We start from the raw sequence: 25,734 nt of genomic DNA, 5'->3' as shown, positions 1-25,734 counted from the left end.
CTCAGGGAATCAGCTCTTGCACCTGGCCCGGCATCACCACCTTGATCACCCCGGCCCAGGTACACATCAACGTGCTGTTGGCATCCAGGGCCGGCATAGGCCCCAACATCACCGTCGGCGGCCCGCCGGGAATCCACGGTGCCGCCGTGGCCGGAATACACGGCATGGGCGTCAACACCCCCAGCGCCGCAGCGGTGGCAGCAGCCACCGTGGGGTTGGCGATGCTGCTGCACATACCGAAAGGGCTGATATTCACCAACGGGATATGGTCCAGCAGATTCGCCGCCGGCATCCCGCCAGTCAGGGTGCGATTCACCGGCAGAACGTTAAGCGGCGCGGGCGCGGCACCGAAGCTGCATTGCAACGTTGCGCCGCTGCAGACATGTGGACAACCCATGGATCGGCTTCCTGTAAAGACCAGAGAATCCTAGTACAGAACCCGGTGGCGGCCAGGCTGAGGGTGGTGGCCAGGGTTGCCCTGCCCTGGTGCCTCGACTAGCGACACAAGACATCCGCCATAAAAGCCGGATAATGGCGGCCAATTTCGCGTGCTCGCTATTCTGGTAATCCCCCATGGAAATCAAGGTCAACTTTCTCGACAACCTCCGACTTGAAGCCAAGTTCGATGACTTCACGGTGGTGGCCGACCAGCCGATCCGTTACAAGGGCGATGGTTCGGCACCGGGGCCGTTCGATTATTTTCTGGCTTCGTCGGCGCTGTGTGCGGCGTATTTTGTGAAGCTGTATTGCCAGACCCGCGATATCCCGACGGAAAATATTCGTCTGTCGCAGAACAATATTGTCGATCCGGAAAACCGTTATCAGCAGATCTTCAAGATCCAGGTGGAGTTGCCGGCGGATATTTCGGCCAAGGACCGTCAGGGCATTCTGCGTTCCATCGACCGCTGCACGGTAAAGAAGGTGGTGCAAGCCGGCCCGGAGTTTGTGATCGAGGAAGTGGACAATCTGGATGCCGATGCCCAGGCCCTGTTGCTGATGGAACCAGACTCTGAAGCCAGCACCTTTATCGCCGGCAAGGACCTGCCGCTGGAGCAGACCATCGCGGCCATGTCCGGGATTCTCGCCGGGCTGGGGATGAAGATCGAAGTAGCCTCGTGGCGCAATATCGTGCCCAACGTGTGGTCGCTGCATATCCGCGATGCGCAATCGCCGATGTGTTTTACCAACGGCAAGGGTGCCACCAAGGAAGCCGCGCTGGCCTCGGCGCTGGGCGAGTTTATCGAGCGGCTGAACTGCAACTTTTTCTACAACGATCAGTTCTGGGGCGAAGACATCGCCAATGCGGCGTTTGTGCATTATCCGGACGAGCGCTGGTTCAAGCCGGGGCCCAATGATGAACTGCCGGCGGAGATTCTCGACGCCTACAGCCTGAAAATTTACAACCGCGACGGCGAGCTGCGCGGCTCGCATCTGTATGACACCAACTCCGGCAACACCCAGCGCGGCATCGTGTCCCTGCCCTTTGTGCGGCAGTCGGATGGCGAGGTGGTGTATTTCCCTTCCAACCTGATTGAAAACCTCTACCTCAGCAATGGCATGAGCGCCGGCAATACTCTGGCCGAAGCCCAGGTGCAGTGCCTGTCGGAGATTTTCGAGCGGGCGGTGAAGCGGGAAATTCTCGAAGGCGAAATGGCCCTGCCGGATGTGCCCGCCGAGGTGCTGGCCAAGTACCCCGGCATTCTTGCCGGCATCCAGGGCCTGGAGGCGCAGGGCTTCCCGGTGCTGGTCAAGGATGCCTCGCTGGGCGGCGAATTCCCGGTGATGTGCGTGACCCTGATGAACCCGCGTACGGGCGGTGTGTTCGCTTCCTTCGGTGCCCACCCGAGCCTGGAAGTGGCGCTGGAGCGCAGCCTTACCGAATTGCTGCAGGGCCGCAGTTTCGAAGGCCTGAATGATCTGCCGCAGCCGACTTTCTCCGGCCATGCGGTGACCGAGCCGAACAACTTTGTTGAGCACTTTATCGACTCCAGCGGCGTGGTGTCGTGGCGCTTCTTCAGTGCCAAGGCCGATTTCGAATTCGTTGAGTGGGATTTCTCCGGCGAAGGCGAAAACTCCAACGCCGAGGAGGCCGCTACGCTGTTCGGCATCCTCGAAGACCTGGGCAAAGAAGCCTATATGGCGGTGTATGAGCACCTGGGCGCAGCGGCCTGCCGCATCCTGGTGCCGGGGTATTCGGAGATTTACCCGGTAGAAGATCTGATCTGGGATAACACCAACAAGGCCCTGCAATTTCGCGCTGATATCCTCAATCTGCACAACCTGAGCAAGGTCGGCTTGCGCAATCTGGTCAAGGGCCTGGAACACAGCGAGCTGGATGATTACACCGAGATCAAGACCCTGATCGGCGTCGAATTTGATGACAACACCGCCTGGGGCCAGTTGACCATCCTGGAACTCAAACTGCTGATCTACCTTGCCCTGCAGAAGTACGACCAGGCCAAGGATCTGGTGGAAGCCTTTTTGCAGTACAACGACAACACCGTCGAACGCGGCCTGTTCTATCAAGCCGTCAACGTGGTGTTGGAGATGGAGCTGGACGAAGACCTCGAGCTGGCCGACTACCAAGCCAACTTCCGCCGCATGTTTGGCAATGAGCGGATGGATGCGGCAATCGGTTCGGTGGACGGCAGCGTGCGCTTCTATGGCCTGACACCCACCAGCATGAAGCTGGAAGGTCTGGACCGTCATCTGCGCCTGATCGACAGCTATAAAAAGCTGCACGCGGCACGGGCCAAGCTGGCTGGGTAAACGTAGATGGGCAGCCGGTTCGCAGTGCCTGCGTGGGCACTGCGGCCACGGCTAAGCGCCCCTCCCTTCTTATTCAATAAAACGCTAACAATCGAATTTATAGGTCTTTTAGGAAATTAAAAGGCCCTTTTATAGTGCCCGTCCTTCTTCGCTTTACTAGGACGTTTCCATGCTTGCCCGCCTGTTGTTGCCCACTCTGGTATTGGCCCTGGCCGGTTGTGCCGTGCAGCCCGCTGCCTCGGTACACACCACCAATCCCCCCAGTTCCACCCTGCAAGGCGACGCCAGCCGCCCGGCACAAGCCAAGTGGTTGCGTACCGAGTTGTACTTCTCCATCGGCCCGCTGGACGGCGGCCCAGGCACGGTGAGCGCGGCGCGCTGGCGCGAGTTTCTCGACCAGGAAGTGACGGCGCGTTTCCCCGATGGCTTTACCGCCTATGACGCCTATGGCCAGTGGCGCGACCACGGCGCGGCACAGCCAGAGCGTCTGAGCACCAAGGTAATCGTGGTGCTGCATGAAGATAACGCCAGCAATAACACCAATATCGAAGCCATTCGCCTGGCCTACAAACGTATTACCGGCGACTTGTCAGTGCTGCGCCTGTCGCAGCCGGCGGACGTGTCGTTCTAATGGCCGACTACCTGGAAACCCTCTACCCCGGTTACGGCCAGCGCTTGCAGATTGATGAGCTGCTGTATGAGGGGCGTACCGACCAGCAGCATCTGGTGATTTTCCGCAATGCCCTGCTGGGTCGGGTGATGGCCCTGGATGGCGTGGTGCAAACCACCGAAGCGGATGAGTTCATCTATCACGAGATGCTCACCCATGTGCCGATCCTGGCCCATGGCGCGGTGCGTCGGGTGCTGGTCATTGGTGTCGGCGATGGCGGCATTCTGCGCGAGATCGTCCGCCATGCCGGCATCGAGGAAATTGTTGCGGTGGAGATCGACGCCTCGGTAATCGAGCTGTGCCGCACTCATTTTCCGCAGCATTCGGCCGGCGCGCTGGACGACCCGCGGGTACGCCTGGTGATCGCCGATGGTCTGGATTTTGTCGCCCATAGCGCCGAACGCTTCGATCTAATCATCAGCGATTCCACCGACCCCATCGGCCCGGCGGCCAGTCTGTTCAGCCGCGAGTTCTACCGTAACTGCCAACGCTGCCTGAACGCCGACGGCGTGCTCGCCACCCAGAACGGCGTGCCGTTTCTGCAGCCCGAGGAACTCACCGGCACCGCCCAACGCCTGGCCGCCACCTTTGCCGACTGGGGCTTTTTCCACGCCGCAGTACCCACCTATATCGGTGGCAGCATGAGCTTTGGCTGGGGTAGCAATAGTGACAAGGCGCGGCACACGGATATAGCAACGCTGCGCCAACGCTTCAAGGACAGCGGTTTGCGTACTCGCTACTACAACGCCGAGATTCACCAGGCGGCGTTTGCCTTGCCGCAGTACATGCTGGAATTGATCAACTCCTGACTCCCGTAGGAAGTGAGGTTTGCCGTCTACGGGGTCGGTTGCAATTGTTGATTGCCTTCCACCCGCGCCTCTGTCCAATCCGGATCGCTGGCCTGTACCACGCTGCTCACCTGCAACACCGCCAAGCCAAACCGCTGCTTGAACAGCCGGCCGATGTCGGCCAGCGCCTGGCGGTTGCCGGGGTTGTCGGCATGGATCAACAGCACGATCCGCGACGGCAGTTTTTCCGGCTGGCCGCTGGGTCCGCGCCATTGGCCGTTGACGTCATACCAGCTAAGGCCATCGGGGAATCGTGGGGTCACTTCCTGGGCAAGAAACTGCTGCCATTGCGGCGTGGCAATCGCGCCGAAGTACAGCTCGGTGCGCTGCATTTGATGCTCATGGGCGACCTTCGCCACCGGGCTGCCGACATAGCGTTGCAGCAAGCCCGCGGCACCACCCAGCAGCACCACCGCCGCGGCAAGCGCCACCTTGCTGGCGGTACTCATGGCGTCACCTCCACACTTGGCTGCGGGCTGCTGCGCCAACTCAACAGCAGCTGGAGCAGCGCGCCGAAGGCCAGCACCGCCACGCCGAGCAAGGCACCGTAGCCGACATAAGCCAGGCTCGACCAGAGCATATACAGGCACAGCGCCAGGAACAGCAGCGGCAGCCAGGGATACAGCGGCACCCGCACCGGCCGTGGCACGTCCGGATGGCGGCGACGCAGCAGGATCAGCGCCAGGCTGCTCAAGGCGAGAAACAACCAATACACCGGGGTCATGTACTCGACCATGGCGTTGAAACCACTGTTGGCATAGCTGCCAAACAGAACCAACATCAAGGCCACCGCGCCTTCTGCCAGTAGCGCGCGACGCGGTACGCCACGGCTGTCGTCCCATTGCCCGAGGCGATGCAACAGCGGCACATCGCGGGCTGCGGCATAGGTGGTGCGAGCGCCGACCATCAGGGTGGAGTTGATGCTGGCAATCGCCGCCACCGCCACCACTGGCAGAATGATCAATACGCCAAACGAGCCAAAGGCGCGCTGCAGCAATTCCACCGCCGGCGCGGCACTGGCGGCCAGGCCGTCAAAGCCCAGGCCACGAACAAAGGCCCAGTTGAGTGCCAGATAAATTCCCAGCAACAACGCCAGGGCACCGAGCATGGCGATAAACATGCCGCGCCGACCATCGCGGATTTCCGCCGACAAGGTGGCGGCATCGCTCCAGCCACCAAAGGCCAGAAAAACGAAAATCATCGCTGCGGAAAACCCGGCCACACCGGTCTGTTCCGGCTCGGCGGGAAATGCCGGCGGCGGCGCGACAAAGCCCTGCCAGGCCAGCCACAGGCCAGCCGCGACAATCGAGAAAAAGCCCAGGGTGAGCAAACTGACCAGCACCGTCTGGGTGGCAAAACCCACGCGCACCCCGAGCAAATTGACCAGCACCAATGCCGCGATCAGGCCGCCGGCATACAACGCTGAACCGTGCGGCCCAAGGGGCAGCACGGCATTGAAATAATCACCGAAAAGAAACGCCGACAAGGCGATCCAGCCGGTATGCAGTACAGCAAAACGCGACCAGGCAAATAGAAAGCCGACCCGCTCGCCATAGCTGCGTTGCAGAAAGTGGTAGTCACCACCGGGATGGGGAAAGGCCGTAGCCATCTCGGCAAAGCACAGGGCACCAACCATCGACAACAGCCCACCGAGCACCCAGGCCGAATAGAAATGCTCGGCACCGACATTCAACGCCACGGTAGGCGCGGTTTTCAGAATATCGGTGGTGATCACCATGCCCAGGGTTACCAGCAGGGCCTGGAAGACCCCCAGGTGGCGCTTGGGACCGGCCTCATTGTGTTCGCTCATGATTTCCCCGATCTAACCAACGCCGAATATCCGCAATGCGGATACTCGCCGTGTCCCCCATCAGAACCCGTAAGTGGCGCGGGCGTAGTAGTAGGCACCGTTGCTGCCGACCGGCGAGAGCACGTCATACGGCAGGTTGCCGCCGTAGTTGATCTCGTCGCTGGATTTCTCCGGGTACTTGTCGAAGATGTTGTTGCCGCCCAGGGCCACGCTGAATTGCGGGGTGAATTTGTAGGCCACCTCGGTATCCACCTGCCAGACCGCGTTATAGGTTTGCTCCGGGTGGTCGCCGTCGCCGAAGTCGAATACGCGGGTGGTGGAGCCTTGACGGGTCAGACGAGCCAGCAGGTTCCAGCTGTCGTTACTCCAGGTGGTGGAGAACACAAAGCGGTCTTTGGGCGCGGCGTCGGTCAGGGTGTTGCGCTCTTCCACGCCCACTAGCGCGTCGTCGCCAATATCCAGGGCGGCCAGTTGCTCAGGCGTGCCTTTGGTACTGGTGACTTTGGTGTGGTTGTAGGTGTAGGCGGTGGTCAGGCCAAGTTGCCCGGCGGCGAACGGCTGGTGGTAGTTGAGCACCAGCTCGGCACCGTCGGTGCTGGTGTCGGCGGCGTTGGTGAAGAAGTTCACGTCATGCACGCCAGCCTGACCGAAGTTGTCGAGGACGTACTGCTCCAGGGCGTCGCTACCGATGCGCTGGGAAAGGGTGATGCGATCTTTTACGTCGATGCGGAATACATCGAGCGACGCGTCGAAGTTATCGGTGAATTTGGCGGTCAGGCCAATGCTGAAGTTCTTCGAGGTTTCCGGGTCCAGCTCTTCGGCACCCAGGGCCTTGGCGATTGGATCATTGACCGAGAGCACGCGGATATCGGTGAGCGTGCCACCGGTACCAAAGTTACTGGTGGTGTGCTGGAAGCCCACCTGGGCCAGAGACGGCGCACGGAAGTTGTTGGATACCGCACCACGCAGGGCGAAGATTTCCGTCAGCTTGTAGCGCCCGCTGAATTTGCCGGTGAGCTTGCTGCCGGCGTCATCGTAGCGCTCCCAGCGGGTGGCCAGGTCGACGAAGAAACGGTCGGTGACATCCCCCGATACCTCGGCGTAAGTACCAAACACATTGCGGTCGATATCCGACTCTTCACTTGGGCGCAAACCGCTGGCGCCATCGGCACCGGTGCCAACATACGAGGCCTCATCGCCGGCGGTGGTGATGTAGTTTTCGTAGCGGTATTCACCGCCCAGGGCCAACACAAACGAGCGCCCGGCCAGCTCCAGCTCGCGGGTGAAATCCAGGTTGCCGAGGGATTGGCGCAGCTCGTAATCACCGGTATCGAAACGCGTGGGCGACTCGGCCCCCAGGGATTCGTTGAGGGTGCGGCGGGTGGCCGATTCAAAGATATTGCGGCCGTGGGTCAGGCTGGCATCGTAGTCCCACTGCTCGCCAATCATGCCTTTGAAGCCGCCGTTCAGGGAGATGTCCTGGTTATCGCCAATCGACTGCGGCAAGAAACCATTGGGGTAGAACGCCGGCTGTTCGTAACCGTACCGGTAGAACTCGGCACCCGTGGTGTGGCGCTTGTTATAGGTGCCGAAGGCATAGGCTTTGGCATCGCCAATCGGCAGCTCGCTGTTGAACCAGGTGTTGATATCACGCAGAGCGCCGTCGCCCATTACATAGTTGCGCTGCTCGGGGCGCTCATCCCAGCTGTCGAAGCCGGCGCGGTTGGTCGGGTTGCGGTCTTTGTACTCGGCACCACCACGAACAAAGCCCCCCTCCTCACCCAGCTTGGTGCCGATCTTGGCGGTGGTGAAGGTGTTCTGGCCGTCGGTGGTGGTCTTGTCGATGGCGTCCTGATGGGTATGGTAAGCGCCGTAGGTGGTCGACACTTCGCCGCCTTCCGGGGCGTCGTCGAGGATGATATTGATCACCCCGGCAATGGCATCGGAACCGTACTGGGCACCGGCACCGTCACGCAGCACTTCGATGCGTTTGATCGCGCTGATGGGGATCGAGTTGAAGTCCACCGGCGCGGTGCCGCGACCGATTTTCGACGAATCATTGACCAGTGCCGAAGTGTGCCGACGCTTGCCATTGACCAACACCAGCACCTGGTCCGGACTCATGCCGCGCAGCTGTGCGGCGCGCACATGGTCGGCACCGCCGGAGTTGGATTGGCGTGGAAAGTTGAACGACGGCAACAGGGTGGCCAGGGCCTGCCCCAGTTCGCCATTGCTGGCACCGGTGGCTTTGATGTCCTCAGCGGTCAGCACATCCACCGGCACAGGCGAATCCAGCACGGTACGATTCTTGGCGCGGGTACCGGTCACCAGCACGGTGCCCAGACGGGTACCGTCATCGACGCTGCTGGTGGTGTCTTCGGCATATACAGGCGTGTGGGCAAACGCTGCAACTACGGCAACGCTAATCAATGAACGGCGAAACATGCGAACTACTCCCTAACGCACTTATGAACCAGCCGCTTGGTTACGGCTTAGTTGTTCTGGCTATTGTGTTAACTGGTTTATTCGGGCCGATAAAAACCGCGACCCGTTAAACGGGCCTGAGCAATAAAACGGTGAATATCGGCTAACCCTGGCAGCTCGTTTCGAGTCCGGCGTGGATCCCGCGCTGGCTCGAACTCTTAGGTAATTGGAAAGGCATCCTTGCCCCGATAGGGTTCCTGGGAGCGATCCTAGACGAGGGCGACGAACGGGCAAAATACCCATTAATGCTTAGGTTATATCGCGATAAGAATTTAATTAGACATAAGTAAAAGTTGTTTCCTGAGCAGCAGCAAGTGTTGCTGGAGCAACAGCTTGAAGTTGCACTTTCATTATTTAAATAACAAAAAAACATCGCAGCTAAAGCTGCTCCTACAGTTTGCACAATCGTGTAGGAGCGGCTTTAGCCGCGATGCTTTTATTGTGCTCAATCGAAGTCTTTGCGTTGCCACTCATCCTCGGGAATATCCAACGCCTCCCCGCAAAAGCGTTGTTCCGCAAACGGATCGGCATGCAGGTGGAAGCCATTGCGCTCCCAAAAGCCGGGGCTTTCGATATCGCTGAACTGCAGGTGCCGCAACCATTTGGCGCTCTTCCAGAAATACCGGCCCGCCACCAGCAGCCGCAACGGCCAACCATGCTGGGCAGTCAGCGGTTTATCGTCGTAACCCAAGGCCAGCAGGCTGTCGGGATGCAGCAGATCGTCGAGGCTGAGGTTGGTCTGGTAGTCGTTATCGGCATGGGCCATGACAAAGCGGCCCTGGGGCTCGAGCTGCAAGGCCGCCAGCACGTCACGCAGGTGCACGCCGTACCAGCGGGTGTCGAATTTGGACCAGCGCGTTACGCAGTGAATATCGCACTGCACTCGGGTTTGCGGCATGCGCAGCAAGTCGTCGTAACCGAGGGTTAGCGGCGCGGGACCGAAGCCATCCAGCGTCAGTGCCCAACTGGCCAGGTCGTACTGAGGCACTTCCCCTTCATGCAGAATTGGAAAGCGCTCGGTGAGGATCTGGCCCGGTGGCAAGCGCTGACCGTGGGCTGGATCGCTGACGATGGCCCGCGCCTTTTGCAGGCGGGTCGCCTTGTCGTGCATTTCAGTTTCCTTAATCTGAAAATCAAGAACATCGCGGCTGAAGCCGCCCCTACAGGGATCGAGGTTCCAATGTAGGAGCTTCAGCCGCGATTGGAGCAAACGCCTATTTGGCCAGCGGAATCCACGGTGCCTGGGCAACCCCAGCTGCATCACCGAAGGCAGGGACTTTCTGCGCCAGATCACGCACGTTTTTCACGTCCAGATCGAGCAGTTGCTGACGGGTGATCAGGGTCGGCGGCACCAACACATGTTCGCCCGGACTCTGCCCGGCAATCTGCAAGGCCAGGCTGCGCACGCTGATGGCCCCGGCGACCTCCGGATTGACTGCGGCGGTGGCGGCCCAGGCGCTGTCCGGCTCTTTCATGATCTGGATATCGGCGGTGGAAATATCCGCGCTGTAGATCTTCACCTGCTTGTTCAGGCCGGCTTCGTCCACGGCGATTTTCGCGCCTTTGGCGAACTCGTCGAAGGGCGCGAAAATCACCTGCAGGTCGGGGTTGGCGCGCAGTACGGCGCTGGCCTGGTCGGCCACCGAGTTGGCAATCGGCGGGTTGAGGGTGCCAAAGCGGGCTTTCTCGATGATGCCGGGGTTGGCCGCCTTCACTTCACGCCAGATTTCGTCGCGACGCTCCATGGGGGTGAAGCCGCCGATAAACACGTAGCCGGCCTGGAACGACGTGCCGTTGTCTTTTAGCGCCTGATCCAGGGCCAGGCGTGCCAGCTGGTGGTGATCCTGTTCGACCTGGGTGACCTTAGGGTTGCCCAGGTCAACGTCGAACGCCACCACTTTGATGCCCTTGGCCACGGCCTTGTCGACGGTGTCTTTAAGAGTTTCGGCCAGGCCCAGCTGCACGATGATGCCGTCGACGCCGAGGTCGATGGCCTGTTCCAGCATCTCGCGCTGGGTGGCGGCCTGCTGGCGGGCATCGAACAGACGCAGGTCGATGTCCAGGGCTTTGGCCTGTTTCTCGACCCCGCGCAGATAGGCTTCGGGGAAGTCGCCGGCAAACAGGAATCCGACCAGGGCGATCTTCACCCCGCCCTTATCGAAGGGCGCAGGTGCCCCGGCAATCCCGGCCGCCTGTACGGCTCCGCTCAACGACAGCGCCAGGGTAACGCCCAACAGCTTGCGCAATACAGCTCGCATGGAAAGATCCTTGTGTGAATAGCGGCCTAACGCGTCTTGGGCGCCAGACCAAAGGTGAACATCAGCGCCAGTACCAACACCGCGCCTTTGACGAAATCCTGGGCGTAATACGGGGCATTGAGCATGGTCAGCCCGTTGAGCAAGGTGGCCACCAGCAAGGCGCCGACCAAGGTGCCGAAGGCATTGGGTTTGCGTGCACCGAGCACGGCGAAGCCGATCAAGGCTGCGCCCAAGGCGTCGAGCACCAGGCCATTGCCGGAACTGACATCGCCTCGGCCCAGCCGCGCCGCCAGCAGCAAACCACCCAGCGCGGCAAGCACCGCCGAGAGCACGTAAGCAAGAAATTTGTAACGCTGCACCGGAGCACCGGCCAGACGCGCGGCGCGCTCGTTGCCGCCGATGGCGTAGAGCACCCGGCCAAACCGGCTGCGTTCGAGAAACGCCCAAACCAATAGCGCAATCACACCCATCACCAGCACCGGAACCGGCACCGTGTCCCACAGGCGCGCACGGCCCAGAGCAAGAAAGGCGCTGCTGAAACTGCCGATGGCTTCCTCACCATCGGGCAGGGTCATGCCCACGGCAATCGAACGGCCGCCGGTGGGGATCAACTGCAGACCGATCACCAGAAACATGCTGCCCAGGGTGGCGAGAATATCCGGCACGCCCATACGCACGATCAGAAATCCATTGAGCAAGCCCACCAGCGCGCCGCAGCCCAGGCTGATCAGCACCGCCGGCAGCGGCCCCCAACCCAGCACCACCATCACATAGCTGGCGCACATCAGGCTCATGGCCGCCACCGCGCCAATCGACAGATCCAGCCCGCCGACGGCCATGGTCAGGGTCACGCCCAGGGCCAGCAAGGCGACGATGGATACCGATTGCAGAATGATAAACAGGTTGCCGACGCGCAAAAACGCCGGCTCCAGCACCGCGAATAACAGCACCACCAGCGCCAGTATCAGCAGCAGGCCGTAGTGAACGACCAGGCGCAATACGGCGGGGCCCAAAGCAGGCTGCGGCGCAGGGGAAGAAATTGGCTCAGGCACACGCAGCTCCTTGGCGTTGCGGGGTGACAGGGGGAACGCTAAGGCCAGCGATCTGCGCCAACAGCTCGGCACGCGAGAGGCCTGCACGGGGGTATTCGGCGACCACACTGAAATCCCGCACCACCAGAATACGGTCGGCGATTTCCAGGGCTTCGTCGGGGTCGGAGCAGATCACCAGGGTGGCGCGCTGTGCGGCGCTGGCGCGGATGCGCGCACCGATTTCACGGCGCGCGCGGATATCCACGCCCTGGAAGGGTTCATCGAGAATCAGCAGGCGACCGGCACCCAGCAACCAGCGGGCCAGCACCACCTTTTGCTGGTTGCCACCGGACAGGGTGTCCATGCCCACATCGGGCCCGGCACACTTGATACCCAGCTCCTGCACCTGCGTTAACACCGCCGCGCGCTCGGCGCTGGCGTGGATAAAACCACCGCGACTGAAGCGCGACAGAAACGGCAAAGTCAGGGTGCGCGCCAGGGAAAAATCCGGCACCAGAGAGTCGCGGCCCCGGTCTTCGGCAGCCATAAAAACCCCGCCGGCAATTGCCTCACGGGGGGAACGCGGCTGCCAGTGCTGGCCATCCAGTTCCAGGCGTCCGGCCAGCGGTTGGCGCAGGCCGAACAATAGCTCGGCAATCTCGCTTTTACCGGCACCGAGCAAGCCGGTCAGCGCCACCACTTCGCCCTGATACAGGCTCAGGTCGAACGCCTGGCTGTTAGCCGTCACTTGCACGCCATGGCAGCGCAACACCTGTGCGCCCTGCTCCGCCGCGCCTTCCACCAGCGGTGCCAGCGCAGTGCCAAGCATGGCCAGCAGCGCGGCGGACACATCCAGAGGAGCGGCGAATTCGCCAGCCAGACGGCCATCGCGCAGGACAATGGCACGGTCGGCAATCCGCTGCAGATCGGACAAGCGATGGGAGATATACACAATCGCCACCCCACGTTCGCGCAGACCATCGATCAGCACAAACAGGCGCTCGGCTTCGCTGGCGGACAGCGACGCAGTGGGCTCATCCAGCACCAGCAGTTTCGGCTGCAACGCCAGGGCCCGGGCCAGCACCACCAGCTGCCGTTCGGCGGTGCCAAGGTCGTCGATACTGGCGTGCAGAGGCAGCTTCAACTGCAGCCCTGCAGCGATTTCTGCGGCGCGTTGCTGCAGGCGCTTAGGCTTGCTCCATAGCGCGCCACCGGGTTGGCACAGCTCATCCAGCACCAGGTTTTCCGCCACGCTGAAACCCGGCACCAGGGCCTCTTCGGCATGCTGATGCACCGCCACAATGCCGGCCCGGCGCGCCGCGTGGGGCGAGGAAAAGTGCAGGGCCCTGCCCTCTACCAACAGCTCACCGGCGTCATGGCCGTGGCTACCGTCGAGAATTTTCACCAGGGTCGATTTCCCCGCGCCATTGGCACCCAGCAGCGCCACCACTTCACCGGGGAACAGCCGCAGATCGATACCCTGCAAAACCACGCTGGAGCCAAAGGACTTGCCCAATGAGCGAGCGCTGATCAATGCAGAGGTAGGCAGGTTCATGAAGCTCTCAAACAAAATCGGGACGCAGCATGGCTGCAAGCGATATAGCCTAAGAGCCTGAAAGGATAAAAATAAATAACCAATTCGCATAACAATAGATGCAATGGATATTGGTATATACCAGATTGGAAATTGTTAAATCGCCACCATCGAAAACCAGAGCCGGCCCTCGAGTCAGAGGCATCGGTTGGAGTAAGTGGCAATGAATGCTGTACGGGTAATGCTTGAGTATTTCCACCCTTGGCCCAACTCGGCCGGTTTCTACCTGGCCCGTGAACGCGGCTGGTATCAGGAAGTGGGGCTGGACGTGGAACTGGTGGTACACGACCCCTTCCGCGGCGACACCCTCGAACATCTGCTCAATGGTGCCGCCGACTTTGGCGTGTTCCCCAGCAATCGCCTGTTGGTTCGTCGTGGCCTGAGCCAGCCGCTGCAAGGTATTGCCGCCATCAACCATGGCGGTCTGGAATCGATTCAAACCCTGACTGACAGCGGTATCCGCCGCCCTCGCGATCTGGCCGGCAAACGCCTGGCGCTGAATCCCACGCCCCGTGGCCTGGCCATGGTTCGCCATCTGGTGAGCAACGACGGTGGTGACCCCGACGCCGTGATTCTGGTGGACAGCGGCGTGCGTGAACTGCGCCCGGACCAGTTGGCCGCCGGTGTCGCCGATGCCAGCTTCGGCGGCTATTGGGCCTGGGAAGCCTTGATGCCGAGCAGCATCGACGCTGCACGTCGAGTCGTGCTGCCGGTGGACAGCATTGGCGCACCGGCCTATCACAGTTATCTGCTCGGTGCCCATGAGCAGACCCTGGCGGCCAAACCGCAGGTAGTGCGGGATTTCCTCGCTGCCACCGCCAAGGGCTTTCTCGCCGCGGCCCAGGACCCGAGCAGCGCGTTGAACGCCTACGAAAACGTAACGCCCTACTTCCCGGCCGAACTGCTTAGCGCCTCGCTGCATACCATCGCGCCAAGCTGGCTGCATGAGGGGCGCTGGGGCGAACAGCGTGAACCGCTGCTGCAAGGCTATGCGCAATGGCTGCATCAGTATGGAGTGCTGGATAATCCGCAAGTCTGGCGCGGCGCTACCAGCAACGCCTTCCTTCCTGGCCTTCCTTCCTGAGCGGGTGCAGCCATGAGTAATACCCCCGTACGAACCGCCCACGGCCTCGGCCTGGAACCGGTCGCCGCCGACTGGCCCGCCCTGCGCGAGGGCGATGTCCAGCGGCTGCTGCTGGAGTACCCGCAACTGGGCGTCTTGCACGGTTTGCACTGGCACAGCCCGCGGCCGTTTTCGGCGGCCGGCTTGATCACCACCAGCACCGCCACGCTGTTCGTCAAACGTCATCACCAGCGGGTGCGCGAAGCGGCCTGGCTGGAAGAAGAACATCGTCTGATCGCCCATCTGCATGCCCAGGGCGCGCCGGTGGCGGCCATCGTGCCGAATCGCCACTGTCGCACCGCCACCCGCCAGGATGAGTGGACGTACGAAATCCATCAGGTCGCCGCTGGCGTCGATCTATACCGCGACGCGCTGTCCTGGACGCCCTTTCAGAGCCTGCAGCATGCGCAAGCCGCCGGCCAGGCACTGGCCAAGCTGCATAGCGTTGCGGCCGACTACCAGGCACCGGCGCGGCAAACGCCGGTGTTGCTGGTCAATGCCCGGCTGATCGAGCAAGCCGAGCCGCTGGCAGCGATTGCCGCAGCCGCCGCAGCCGACAGTGCTCTGGGTGGCTATCTGCAGGATAAGGACTGGCAGGCACAGCTCAGCGAATTGCTGCTGCCCCGCCACGCCGCCCTGTGGCCACTGCTGAAAGCACAGCCGCCGCTATGGACCCACAACGACTGGCACGCCTCCAATCTGTTATGGACCAACGACAGCGCGCAAGCCCAGGTCAGCAGCGTGCTCGACTTCGGCCTCTCGGACCGCACCTTTGCCCTGTTCGATCTGGCCAACGCCCTTGAGCGCAACACCGTGCCCTGGCTGGATCTGGACAGCGGCGGCAGTGCCCCGGCCGATCTCGACGCCGTGACTGCCCTGCTCACCGGCTACCACGCCGAAAAGCCGCTGAGCCGCGACGACCTGCACACCCTGGCCGCGCTGCTGCCCCTGGTGCATGTGGATTTCGCCATCTCCGAAATCGCCTATTTTGCCGGCGTGGTGGGCTCCACCAGCAGCGCCGATGTGGCCTATCACGCCTACCTGCTCGGCCATCTGCACTGGTTCAACGGTGCCGAAGGCCAACGCCTGCTCGCCCATTTGCAGCAGGTGCAGTTATGAGTCTGAACCTGCCCGGCATCCTGCTGGATAGCCACTGGCTGCATGCCCATCTCGAGCACCCCCAATTGCTGATTCTGGATGCCACGGTGGAACTGCCGGCACCGCGTTTTGATGGCGACTACCGCGCCAGCAGCGGCTATGAAGGCTGGCGGCAAGCGCATATTCCGGGCGCACGGCATGCGGATTTGCTCACTGATCTGGCCGATAGCGACGCCAGCTTCAGCTTTGCTTTGCCCACGCCTGCCGAGTTGCTGGCGGCGCTGGCAGCACTGGGCGTGGCTGAGCACAAACGCGTGGTGATCTATGACCGTACCGAGGGTTTCTGGGCGGCGCGGTTGTGGTGGATGTTGCGCAGTGTGGGCATCGAGGCGGCGGTGCTGGATGGTGGCTTCAAGGCGTGGCTGCAGGCCCACCTGCCGATCCAGCAGAATCACCCCGCCGCCTCACCCGCCTCCGTCATCCCAGCGCAGACTGGGATCCAGAATGGCCCGGCGAACGAAGATACCTGCAAGATTCTGCATCCCAGCCTGCGCCGGGATGACGGTGCGGTGTTCAATAACTCGTTATGGGCCAGCCGCAGCGAAGTCGAAGCCATGGTCGCAGGCCTTGCCCCCGGCACCCTGATCTGCGCCCTCGGCACCGCCCTGTTCGACGGCACGGCAGCAAGCCGTTACGCCCGCCGAGGCCATATTCCCGGCAGCCAGAATCTGCCTGCCCGCACCCTGTTCGATGAGCAAGGCCGCTACCTGCCCAAGGACGTTCTTGCTCAAGTTCTCGCTGCATATCTGCACGATGAGACACCGCTGATTCTCTACTGCGGCGGTGGAATTTCCGCTGCCGCCAATGCGCTGGCCCTGACCTTGTTGGGCCGTCAGCACATTGCGATCTACGACGGCTCGCTGCAGGAATGGGCTGCCGATGCTCGCTTACCAATGACCACCGGAGCACCTCCGGCCTGACGCCTCACGGCTAAATCGCCTTTTCATTCAGTACTGGCAACCCTCCGTTGCGCAGCGCCGGGCCCCTTTGTGCCCAGATTTCTGCTTGGCAGAACAGGCGTCGCAACCGGAGCAGGACCCTAGGAGCGCTCCACCATGGCTACACCGAACCACTCCCCCGTGCGCGGCCAACTCAGCCTGCTGAGCCTGGCCATTGCCCTGGCATCCAGCCCGGCATGGGCCGAAACCGGCACCGACACCACGGCCCTGGATACCGTCACCGTCTATGGCCAGGACGACACCGCCTACCAGGCAAAAAAAGCCTCGGTCGGCGGCTTTGACGACGCGCCGCTGCTGGATACCCCAGCCTCCGTCGCGGTGATTACCGACGCGCGTATGAAAGACCAGCAGGCCCGCCTGCTTAGCGAAGTGTTGAAAAACGACGCCTCGGTGGGCGACAGCTACGCGCCGGTGGGTTACTACGAAAACTTCGTGGTGCGCGGCTTTTCGCTGAACTCGGCCAATAGCTACAAGATCAACGGCCGCACCATTACCGGCGAGCAGAACGTCGCCCTGGAAAACAAGCAGCAGGTGGAAGTGCTCAAGGGTTTGTCCGGCTTGCAAAGCGGCGTTTCCGAGCCGGGCGGTCTGGTCAACTATGTGACCAAGCGGCCGGAGAATGTGCGCTCGGTAACCGTATCCACCAACCTCGATGGCGAGCAGTACCTGGCCACCGATCTGGGCGGCTGGTTTGGTGCCGATCAGCAGTTCGGCATTCGTACCAACCTGGCCCATGAAGAGATCGGTTCCTACGTTGATCACGCCGATGGCAAGCGTGACTTCGCCTCGCTGGCGGTGGATTGGAATATCAGCCCCAACAGCCTGTTGCAGCTGAATGCCGAATACCAGAAACGCGAGCAGCGTTCGGTACCGGGTTACCAATTGCTCGGCGGCACCGAGGTGCCCCATGACATCGACCCCCACGATCTGCTGGCTTACCAGAGCTGGTCCGACCCGGTGGGCATCGAATCGCTGAACCTCGACGGGTTGTTCGAATACCGCTTCAACGATGCCTGGAAAGGCACCCTGAGCGCCTCGCGCAGCAAAGTGGTGATCGACGACTACAGCGCCTTCGCCTACGGCTGCTACTACACCGCCAGTTGCGCCAGCGACCTGTTGGCCCATTTCGGCGCGAACGGTGACTACGACGTTTACGACTACCGTAGCCCCGACGACACCCGCCGCAACGATGAAGTGCAAGGTGCCTTCAACGGCCAGTTCGCCACCGGCAGCCTGCAGCATGACCTGACCTTTGGCAGCAGCGCCTTCCGCCGTGTGGTGGACCGCCGCGTGGCAGTGAACGAATACGTCGGCAGCAGCAATATCAATGCAGACTCCGGCGACTTCACCCCGTACTCGGGTGAGCTGGGTGACTCCTACCGTCGCCTGGACAGCCGTCAGTACGGCCTGTTCGCCACCGACCGCATTACCTTCAATGAGCAGTGGCAAACCATCCTCGGCGGCCGTGAAGTGCGCCTGGACGAGAAAACCTTCGACAGCGACGGCAACACCGATCGCCACACCGAGCTATCAAAATTCCTGCCCCAGGCAGCGCTGATCTACAAACCGCGCCTGGATACCTCGCTGTACGTGAGTTACAGCAAGGGCCTGTCCCTGGGTGGCGAAGCCTCGTGGTTTGCCGCCAACTCCGGCGAGATTCTGCCGCCGACCACTTCCAAGCAGATCGAGCTGGGGATCAAGCGGGACTGGCAGCGTCTGAGCCTGACCGCCGCGCTGTTCCAGATCAGCCAGGACTATCAGTACCCGCGCCCCAACGGTGACGGCAGCTTCGACTATGTGCAGGCCGGCAAACAGAAAAACACCGGCCTGGAACTTTCGGCCAATGGCCGCGTGAGCTCCAACCTGCAAGTCAGCGCCAGCCTGGCGGCCACCCGTGCGCGGGTTACCGACAGCGGCACCGACGACTACGAAGGCCATCAGGCCATCAACGTGCCGGAAGTGCGCGGCACCCTGCATGCCGACTATGCCATTCCCGGCGTGCCCGGCCTGGCCGTGCTCGGCGGTGTGCAGTACAGCGGCAGCAAATACGCCAACCGCGAAGGCACGGTAAAAGTCGCTGACTACGCGGTATGGGATCTGGGTGGGCGCTACACCACCAAGGTCGGCGATTACGACACCGTGCTGCGCCTGACCGTCGACAACCTGTTCGACAAACGCTACTGGCGTGATGTTGGCGAGTTTATGGGCGACGGCTACCTGTTCCAGGGCGCACCTCGCACTGCGCGCTTGTCGGCTACGGTGAATTTCTAACCGGCGTTGCTCCCTAGGAAAACCCGATGCGCCGGCCTGATAATCGCGCCGGCGTTTGCTGCCACTTTTGGTCTATGAGGTTCCCCATGTCACCGTTGGAAATCGTTGCCGTGTTGTTCAATGTGGTCGGCGTCTGGCTGACCGCCCAACGTGTTCGTTGGTGCTGGCCGGTCAGTGTGGTGGCCGTGCTCTTGTATGCGTGGATTTTCTTCGACGTAAAGCTCTACTCGGACATGCTTTTGCAGCTGATCTTCGCCGTGCTGCAAGGCTACGGCTGGTGGCGCTGGACCACCGGGCGCGTGGACGCCGGCAAGGTGCGAGTGGAACGTCTGCCGCGACGCAGCGCCGAGCTCAGCCTGCTGGCTGGCGTGGCCGGTGCGGTGCTGCTGGGTGGTGTGATGCACGCCCTGACCGACGCCTCGATTCCTTGGGCCGATGCCACCCTCACCTCGTTCAGCCTGGTGGCCAGCGTCTGGGCGGCGCGCAAATATGTGGCCAGCTGGTGGCTGTGGATCGTGCTCGACACACTGTATGTGGGCATGTACCTGTACAAGGATCTGTACCTGACTGCCGGCCTCTACGCCGCCTTTGTGGTGCTGGCCGCTTACGGTCTGCGCGCATGGCAGAAAGACCTGCGCGCCCAGGAGCAGGAGCCGGCAACTGATAGCGTGGGCGCGGCAGCATGAGCGGCAAACGCATCCGCCTGAATGGCCTGCGGCAAAACACCGTCGGCCATACCGCCATGGGCTTGTGGCGGCATCCGCACAGCCAGGCGCACCGCTACCGCAGCCTGCAGCACTGGGTGGAAACCGCGCAGATTCTTGAGCGCGGCAAATTCGACGCGCTGTTTATCGCCGATGCCCTGGGGCCGCTGGAGGTGTATCAAGGCAAGGTGGACGCGGCGCTGCGCGATGGCATTCAAACGCCCACCGACGACCCGCTGCTGCTGGTCAGTGCCCTGGCCGCCGCGACCCGCCACCTGGGTTTCGCCATTACCGTGTCCAGCACCTACGAGCAGCCCTATAGCTTCGCCCGCAAGATGACCACCCTCGATCACCTGAGCGATGGGCGTATCGGCTGGAATATCGTCACCTCGGCGCTGGAAAGCGCCGCGCGCAATCTGGGCCTCGACCAGCAGATTGCCCACGATGAGCGCTATGCCATTGCCGAGGAATTTATGCAGGTGGTGTACGCCCTGTGGGAGGCCAGCTGGGCCGACGACGCGGTGCAGCTCGACCGTGAGGCCGCGGTGTTTATCGACCCGGCCAAGGTGCAGCCCATCGCCCACCACGGGCGCTATTTCCAGGTACCCGGCATTGCCCTGTCCGAACCCTCGCTGCAGCGCACGCCGGTGCTGTTTCAGGCCGGCAGCTCCACGGTGGGCAAGGCCTTTGCGGCGCGGCATGCCGAGGGTGTATTTCTGTCCTCTTATGACCCGCAGATCACCCGCACCATGGTCGACAGCATCCGCGCCCAGGCGGCTGCCGAAGGCCGCGATCCGCAGTCGTTGAAGGTGTTCAATATCATCACCGTGATCGTTGCCGAAACGGACCAGGCCGCCCAGGCCAAGCTGCGCGATTACCAGCAGTACACGAGCCTGGAAGGCAGCCTGGCGCGCTACAGCGCCTTGCTTGGGATCGACCTTTCGCTGCTCGACCCCGACCAGCCGCTGCAGTACGCCGAAACCGAAGGGATTCGCGGCCTGCTAGAAGTGTTTACCCGCTTGGATGCCAACCGCGTATGGACGCCACGAGCAATTGGCGAATTCGTCGGCATCGGCGGTGGCGGTCCGGTGATTGTCGGCTCGGCGCAAACCGTGGCCGACGAGCTGGAGCGTTGGATGGAAGTTGCCGACCTCGATGGCTTCAATATCGCCGACCCGGTGCCGCCGGTGACCCTGGGAGATTTTGTTCAACTGGTGGTGCCCGAGTTGCAACGCCGCGGTAGAGTCTGGGCCGACTATGAAGGCACTACCCTGCGCGAGCGCTTTCGCGGGCCAGGGCTGAGCCAGGTCAGCGAAGACCACCCGGCCGCTCGCCATCGTCAACGTCGCCATCCACAGGGAACCCCGGATGCCATTTGAAGCCGCTCAAGCGCAGTTCTTACGCATACGCGACCAACTCGCCGCCGACCTGGCCCAAGGGGTGCTCGCGCCCCAGGGCAAACTGCCGGTGGAACGGGAGTTGGCCGAACGCTTCGGCTGCACCCGCGTGACCCTGCGCCAAGCCCTGCAGCAGTTGGAAGTGGAAGGCTTGATCTACCGGGAAAACCGTCGCGGCTGGTATGTCTGCCCGCCACGTATCCGCTACGACCCCACGCGCATTACCGGCTTTATGGACTACGTCAGCGCCCAGGGCCGCACCCCGCACACCGAATGCCTGCGCGCCGAACAACGCCCGGCCGGCACCTGGCTGGCCAACCGTATGGGCCTGGCCAGTGCCGATGAGCCGGTGTTTTTTCTGCAGCGGCGGCGCTGGGTCGACGGCCGCCCGGTGCTGCTGGAACTCAATGCGCTGGTCGCCAACTGGTGCCCGGAACTGCTACAGGCCGACCTCAATACCTCGCTGACCGCCCTGCTGCGCGAACGTTTCGGCCGCGTGCAATCACGCTGCGAGCTGACCATGCATCCCGGCACCGTCAACGAGGAACAAGCCGAGCTGCTGCAACTGACGCCGGGCTCCAGCAGCTTCTATCTGGAGCGCTTGAACTTCGGCGAGAGCGATCAGCCCGTCGAGTTCGACCAGGAATTCTGGCGCCCGGATGCGTTGGCGGTGGTGGTGGATACGCGCTATCCCGGGCCGTAACCATGCATTTTTCACCACTCCGTCATTTCTGCGCAGGCAGCGGTCCGACGCTTTGCAATCCAGAGTTTTGCAGGGAGCGTCGTTCGACGGAGCATTCTGGGTCCCAGCCTGCGCTGGGACGACGGCTTTGTTGATGGATGGATTTTCGTAAATACGATTTAGTAATTATTAAATGAATAATCGGTATTTATAGTTATATATCGCCACCCCGTAGTCTCTGCCCATCGCCCTTTGATCACGACAGTGAAGTGCCCCATGCAATCGACTGACAACGTTATCGACTTCGCCCTGTTCCGCAAACGCAAGCAGGCGCAGCAACTGGCACGGGTCATGTGGGAAATGTACGCACGCAATGCCGGCTACGCAGCCGCCATGCAGATCACCCAGCAGCTCGGCCAGACCGAGACCCGTCACGGGTGAGCGCGCAAGACCCCGTACGCTTCCTGGCTACCGGCGATGAACCTGCGCTGGATCTGAATGCCCTCGAAGCGTTGGACGAAGACCCCATTTCCCAACGAGTCGCGCAGAACCTGCAACGCCTGCGCGGCAAACGCCACCTGTCCCTCGACGCCCTCGCCCGCCTCTGCGGAGTGAGCCGCGCGATGCTTGCGCAGATCGAATCCGGGCGCAGCGTGCCGTCGATCAAAGTGCTGTGCAAAATCGCCAAAGGCCTCAAGGTATCGGTGGCCGCATTCCTTGAACACCGCACCTTCGAAGGTGTGGCGGTATTGCCCGCCAGCCAGAGCAAACGTCTGGTCAGCGCCAGCGGTGCCTTTGTCAGCCGCGCCCTGTTCCCCTTCGATATCGCCCGCCAAGCGGAATTCTACGAACTGCGCGTAGGCCCCTTGGGCGAAGACCAATCCTGCGGCCATGGGCCGGGGGTGCAAGAGAACCTGGTGGTGGCGCAAGGCGTGCTGGAAATCAGCGTCAACGACGAACGCTACCTGCTCTCCACCGGTGACTCGATCCTGTTCTACGCCGACCAACCCCACCGCTATCGCAACCCGGCGGACAGTGAGGCGGTGGCGTATCTGGTAGTGACATACCCCGAGCGGTTGGACTAAACGCAAAAAAAACATCGCGGCTAAAGCCGCTCCTACGGATTGTACGATCCCGTAGGAGCGGCTTTAGCCGCGATGCTTTGGCCTTTCGAGATCGAGCGAGCTAGAGCAGTACAAGGCAGTAATGCCGACGCGCAGCCGATCGAGGTGTTACACCGTGCAGCACATCATGGGCATGCCGTTGCAGCTCATCATCATCGGCATGCTGCAGTCATTCATCATCTTCATCATCAGCGCGCAGCAGCTTTTCATCATGTCCATGTTCATGCCGGCCATTGGCATGATTTTGCACATCATGCAGTCGGCCATCAGGGTGCATTCCATCACGCACTTCATCGACGGCATGGGCATGCCCATCATTGGCATCGGCATCATGTTGCCCATCATCGGCATGGCCATGGCGGCCTGAGACATGCACATCATGCTCATGTTGGCGCAGTGCATCATCATCGGCATGCCGCAGTTCATCATCATCTGCATCATTTCGGCGCTGTTCTTGAACATTGCCATGTCCATGCCAGCGGCCGGCATCATCTTGCACATCATGCCGTCGTCCATCATCTCCATGCTCATGGTGGCCATCATCATGGGCATACCCATCATTGGCATCATCGGCATGGCGGTGTTCATCGGCATTTGCATCTGCATTGCATTCATCATGGTGTAGCTCCCTAAGCGATTCGATAGTGGACGAAGCGGATTGGGGCGAATTCTAGGGATGTCTCAGCCACCGGCAAGCTGGCGGCGCAGCAGCGGCGACGCCTGTTACGCCCATGGGAATGCTGCGAACTGTGCGCATCTGTCTGCTATGACTTGGTAACCGACGTCACTGCATCGACATGCGAAACCATCACGCCGATTACGCTGCGATGGATATGCACTGCAGATCCATGCACCTAACCGAAAGAAATAAACGGTCTAAACAGGCCGGTATTTCAGCGGCCTACCCGCTCCACCCGGTCGGCCACCTGGCTGGCCTGCTGCAACAGCGACTCGACGCTGGCCAGCGGTGCCTGCACGCTCACTCGCAAACAGCCCAGGGCGCGCCCCTGGATGCGTTCGATGCCGCCCTGCAGCAGGCGCGTCGGGTAACCCAGGCCAGCGACGATAGCGCTCAGCTCCGGCTCCTGGCCGCGGGCGCCGGTGTAGTGCAGGTCGAGCACCACCTCATGGAGCGGGTTGTCGCTGCTGTTGGCGGCAGCGCCGTGCAAGGTGCCTAACAGCGAGCGGGTGACAGCATGCTGCGGGTCACCAAACACTTGCCACACCTCGCCCTCTTCCACCACCTGCCCGGCTTCCAGCACTACCACCCGGTCGCAAAGGTCGCGGATCACCTCCATCTCATGGGTGATCAGCACGATGGTCAGGCCCAGGCGCCGGTTGATATCGCGCAGCAGCGCCAGAATCGCCTGGGTGCTTTCAGGGTCGAGGGCCGAGGTGGCTTCGTCGCATAACAACAGATCCGGTTGTAGCACCAGGGCGCGGGCGATGCCGACCCGCTGTTTCTGCCCGCCGGAAAGCTGCGCCGGGTAGGCGTCGCGTTTGTCTGCCAGGCCGACCAACTGCAACAGCTCTGCAACCCGTTGCTCGCGTTCGGCGGTGCCGATGCCGGCGATGCGCAGCGGCAAGCCGACGTTGTCACCAACGGTTTTCGAGGCCATCAGGTTGAAGTGCTGAAAGATCATCCCGGTGCGTTGGCGCAGCGCCGCCAGGCGGCTGCGGTCGAAGCCGAGAATGTCTTCGCCATCGATCAGCACCTGGCCGCTGCTGGGCTCTTCCAGGCGATTGAGCGAACGCAGCAACGACGACTTGCCGGCGCCGCTGCGGCCGATGATGCCGAACACTTCACCGCGGCGGATATCCAGGTTGATGGCGTGCAGCGCACGCACCTGGCCGGCGTATTGCTTGCCCAGGCCACGCAGTTGAATGTGGATGGCCGGAGTAACGGCATGGGGGTTGAAGCTGACCATAAAAATCTTCCATCGAGCGAAGCACTGAACCGGGTTGGCTACGGCGAATACCGCCGCCGTAGCAAGCGAACTCAGAAGCCCGGGGCGATCTGACCTTTGTAGCGGGTCAGGATGAACTCACGCACGGCTGGCGAGTTCAGCGCCTTGGCCAGTTTCTGGATGCGTGGGTCGTTGATGTTGTCCGGACGGGCCACCAGGAACTCGATGTACAGGTCCTTGCCCTTCTCGACGATCAGCGCGCTGTTGGTGTCGATGCCGGCTTCCAGGGCGTAGTTGGCGAAGATGAACGCCAGGTCCACCTGGCTGACGGCGCGGGCTAGCAAGGCACCTTCCAGTTCACGGATTTTCAGCTTGTGCGGGTTCTCGACGATGTCGCGCTGGGTGGCCAGGGTGTTGCTCGGGTCCTTGAGTTTGATCAAGCCAGCTTCGTGCAACAGCACCAGAGCGCGGCCGGTGTTGACCGGGTCGTTGGGGATGGCGACGCTGGCACCTTGCGGCAGGTCGGCGAGGGTTTTGATTTTGGTCGAGTACGCGCCAAAGGGCTCGATATGCACACCGACTACCGGCACCAGATTGGTGTGCCGGGTCTTGTTGAAGTCATCGAGGAACGGCCGGTACTGGTAGTAGTTGGCGTCGAGGTTTTTCTCCGCCAGCTGCAGGTTGGGCTGGATAAAGTCGGTGAACACTTTGATGTCCAGGTCGACGCCTTGTTTGGCCAGTTCCGGTTTGACGAACTCGAGGATTTCCGCGTGCGGCACCGGGGTGGCACCAACCACCAGTTTGTCGCCGGCGTGGGCGACGGACGTCAGCGATAACACAGCAGCCAAAGCGGCCAGGGTCTTTTTCATGCTCATACTCCAAGGTTTGAGAAAGGTGGCCGTCGTGGGGTGGACGTTGGGCCTGCGGCAGCGAAACCCGGCTGCC

Annotated in this window: 23 protein-coding genes; 12 read left to right on the top strand and 11 right to left on the bottom strand. The window is 61.8% G+C overall.

Going from position 1 to position 25,734, the window contains the following annotated elements:
• Nucleotide 1: 1 nt before the first annotated feature.
• Entirely contained in the window at nt 2–397 is a 396-nt protein-coding gene (locus ACVW0Y_RS11360; RefSeq protein ID WP_457438354.1) for a DUF4280 domain-containing protein, read from the bottom strand.
• A gap of 176 nt (nt 398–573) precedes the next feature.
• Between ACVW0Y_RS11360 and ACVW0Y_RS11355 the strand changes: the two genes are divergently transcribed.
• The 3 genes from ACVW0Y_RS11355 (at nt 574) to speE (ending at nt 4,248) form a co-directional block, all read left to right on the top strand.
• Nucleotides 574–2,769 carry an OsmC domain/YcaO domain-containing protein gene (locus tag ACVW0Y_RS11355; protein WP_457438352.1) on the top strand — a complete coding sequence of 732 codons (2,196 nt, stop codon included), beginning with the start codon at nt 574–576 and terminating at the stop codon, nt 2,767–2,769.
• Nucleotides 2,770–2,938: 169 nt separating this feature from the next.
• Entirely contained in the window at nt 2,939–3,400 is a 462-nt protein-coding gene (locus ACVW0Y_RS11350) for a DUF3574 domain-containing protein (protein ID WP_457438351.1), read from the top strand.
• Complete coding sequence (gene speE, locus ACVW0Y_RS11345; RefSeq protein ID WP_457438349.1) at nt 3,400–4,248, top strand: polyamine aminopropyltransferase; 849 nt, start codon at nt 3,400–3,402, stop codon at nt 4,246–4,248. Before ACVW0Y_RS11350 ends, speE begins: the two co-directional genes overlap by 1 nt.
• 26 nt (nt 4,249–4,274) lie before the next feature.
• Here the strand turns inward: speE and ACVW0Y_RS11340 are convergent, their stop codons facing one another.
• The 7 genes from ACVW0Y_RS11340 to ACVW0Y_RS11310 all read right to left on the bottom strand — a co-directional run bounded on the left by ACVW0Y_RS11340 (nt 4,275) and on the right by ACVW0Y_RS11310 (nt 13,425).
• The gene (locus ACVW0Y_RS11340) at nt 4,275–4,736 is read right to left on the bottom strand and encodes a DUF3574 domain-containing protein (protein ID WP_457438348.1); all 462 of its coding nucleotides are present in this window, start codon (nt 4,734–4,736) and stop codon (nt 4,275–4,277) included.
• The gene (locus tag ACVW0Y_RS11335; RefSeq protein WP_457438347.1) at nt 4,733–6,097 is read right to left on the bottom strand and encodes an APC family permease; all 1,365 of its coding nucleotides are present in this window, start codon (nt 6,095–6,097) and stop codon (nt 4,733–4,735) included. Before ACVW0Y_RS11335 ends, ACVW0Y_RS11340 begins: the two co-directional genes overlap by 4 nt.
• A 60-nt stretch (nt 6,098–6,157) precedes the next feature.
• Nucleotides 6,158–8,542, bottom strand: coding sequence for a TonB-dependent receptor plug domain-containing protein (locus tag ACVW0Y_RS11330; protein ID WP_457438346.1), 2,385 nt, complete (start codon nt 8,540–8,542; stop codon nt 6,158–6,160).
• 484 nt (nt 8,543–9,026) lie between these two features.
• Nucleotides 9,027–9,692 (bottom strand): sulfite oxidase-like oxidoreductase, encoded by a 666-nt coding sequence (locus ACVW0Y_RS11325; protein WP_457438344.1) that lies wholly within the window; start codon nt 9,690–9,692, stop codon nt 9,027–9,029.
• 103 nt (nt 9,693–9,795) lie between these two features.
• Nucleotides 9,796–10,839, bottom strand: a complete 1,044-nt coding sequence (locus tag ACVW0Y_RS11320; protein ID WP_457438342.1) for a substrate-binding domain-containing protein — start codon at nt 10,837–10,839, stop codon at nt 9,796–9,798.
• Nucleotides 10,840–10,865: 26 nt separating this feature from the next.
• Nucleotides 10,866–11,891 carry an ABC transporter permease gene (locus tag ACVW0Y_RS11315; protein WP_457438341.1) on the bottom strand — a complete coding sequence of 342 codons (1,026 nt, stop codon included), beginning with the start codon at nt 11,889–11,891 and terminating at the stop codon, nt 10,866–10,868.
• Nucleotides 11,884–13,425: a sugar ABC transporter ATP-binding protein gene (locus tag ACVW0Y_RS11310; protein WP_457438339.1), complete on the bottom strand. Its 1,542-nt coding sequence runs from the start codon at nt 13,423–13,425 to the stop codon at nt 11,884–11,886. The genes ACVW0Y_RS11315 and ACVW0Y_RS11310 overlap by 8 nt, the downstream gene beginning before the upstream one ends.
• A gap of 202 nt (nt 13,426–13,627) precedes the next feature.
• On the opposite strand from ACVW0Y_RS11310, the gene ACVW0Y_RS11305 reads away from it, so the two are divergent.
• The 9 genes from ACVW0Y_RS11305 to ACVW0Y_RS11265 all read left to right on the top strand — a co-directional run bounded on the left by ACVW0Y_RS11305 (nt 13,628) and on the right by ACVW0Y_RS11265 (nt 22,843).
• Nucleotides 13,628–14,548 (top strand): ABC transporter substrate-binding protein, encoded by a 921-nt coding sequence (locus ACVW0Y_RS11305; RefSeq protein ID WP_457438338.1) that lies wholly within the window; start codon nt 13,628–13,630, stop codon nt 14,546–14,548.
• A 12-nt stretch (nt 14,549–14,560) separates the two neighbouring features.
• A complete protein-coding gene (locus ACVW0Y_RS11300) occupies nt 14,561–15,706 on the top strand; it encodes a phosphotransferase enzyme family protein (RefSeq protein WP_457438336.1) in 1,146 nt (381 codons plus the stop codon).
• The gene (locus tag ACVW0Y_RS11295) at nt 15,703–16,665 is read left to right on the top strand and encodes a sulfurtransferase (RefSeq protein WP_457438334.1); all 963 of its coding nucleotides are present in this window, start codon (nt 15,703–15,705) and stop codon (nt 16,663–16,665) included. The genes ACVW0Y_RS11300 and ACVW0Y_RS11295 overlap by 4 nt, the downstream gene beginning before the upstream one ends.
• A 135-nt stretch (nt 16,666–16,800) precedes the next feature.
• Nucleotides 16,801–18,975 (top strand): TonB-dependent siderophore receptor, encoded by a 2,175-nt coding sequence (locus ACVW0Y_RS11290; RefSeq protein ID WP_457438332.1) that lies wholly within the window; start codon nt 16,801–16,803, stop codon nt 18,973–18,975.
• Nucleotides 18,976–19,061: 86 nt separating this feature from the next.
• The gene (gene pnuC / locus ACVW0Y_RS11285; protein WP_457438331.1) at nt 19,062–19,661 is read left to right on the top strand and encodes a nicotinamide riboside transporter PnuC; all 600 of its coding nucleotides are present in this window, start codon (nt 19,062–19,064) and stop codon (nt 19,659–19,661) included.
• Nucleotides 19,658–21,058 carry an LLM class flavin-dependent oxidoreductase gene (locus tag ACVW0Y_RS11280; RefSeq protein WP_457438330.1) on the top strand — a complete coding sequence of 467 codons (1,401 nt, stop codon included), beginning with the start codon at nt 19,658–19,660 and terminating at the stop codon, nt 21,056–21,058. The genes pnuC and ACVW0Y_RS11280 overlap by 4 nt, the downstream gene beginning before the upstream one ends.
• Nucleotides 21,048–21,779 carry a UTRA domain-containing protein gene (locus tag ACVW0Y_RS11275; protein WP_457438328.1) on the top strand — a complete coding sequence of 244 codons (732 nt, stop codon included), beginning with the start codon at nt 21,048–21,050 and terminating at the stop codon, nt 21,777–21,779. The genes ACVW0Y_RS11280 and ACVW0Y_RS11275 overlap by 11 nt, the downstream gene beginning before the upstream one ends.
• A 255-nt stretch (nt 21,780–22,034) precedes the next feature.
• Nucleotides 22,035–22,199 carry a hypothetical protein gene (locus ACVW0Y_RS11270; protein WP_457438327.1) on the top strand — a complete coding sequence of 55 codons (165 nt, stop codon included), beginning with the start codon at nt 22,035–22,037 and terminating at the stop codon, nt 22,197–22,199.
• Nucleotides 22,200–22,252: 53 nt separating this feature from the next.
• Nucleotides 22,253–22,843: a helix-turn-helix domain-containing protein gene (locus ACVW0Y_RS11265; protein ID WP_457438484.1), complete on the top strand. Its 591-nt coding sequence runs from the start codon at nt 22,253–22,255 to the stop codon at nt 22,841–22,843.
• A 147-nt stretch (nt 22,844–22,990) separates the two neighbouring features.
• Here ACVW0Y_RS11265 and ACVW0Y_RS11260 read toward each other — a convergent pair whose 3' ends face one another.
• From ACVW0Y_RS11260 to ACVW0Y_RS11250, 3 genes are all read right to left on the bottom strand, one after another.
• A complete protein-coding gene (locus ACVW0Y_RS11260; RefSeq protein WP_457438326.1) occupies nt 22,991–23,500 on the bottom strand; it encodes a hypothetical protein in 510 nt (169 codons plus the stop codon).
• 275 nt (nt 23,501–23,775) lie between these two features.
• Nucleotides 23,776–24,810 (bottom strand): methionine ABC transporter ATP-binding protein, encoded by a 1,035-nt coding sequence (locus ACVW0Y_RS11255; RefSeq protein ID WP_457438324.1) that lies wholly within the window; start codon nt 24,808–24,810, stop codon nt 23,776–23,778.
• A gap of 71 nt (nt 24,811–24,881) precedes the next feature.
• A complete protein-coding gene (locus tag ACVW0Y_RS11250; RefSeq protein WP_457438323.1) occupies nt 24,882–25,658 on the bottom strand; it encodes a MetQ/NlpA family ABC transporter substrate-binding protein in 777 nt (258 codons plus the stop codon).
• Nucleotides 25,659–25,734 lie beyond the last annotated feature (76 nt).

It is taken from the genome of Pseudomonas sp. TE3786 (assembly GCF_054057335.1).
This window is presented reverse-complemented; position numbering and strand designations above follow the sequence as displayed.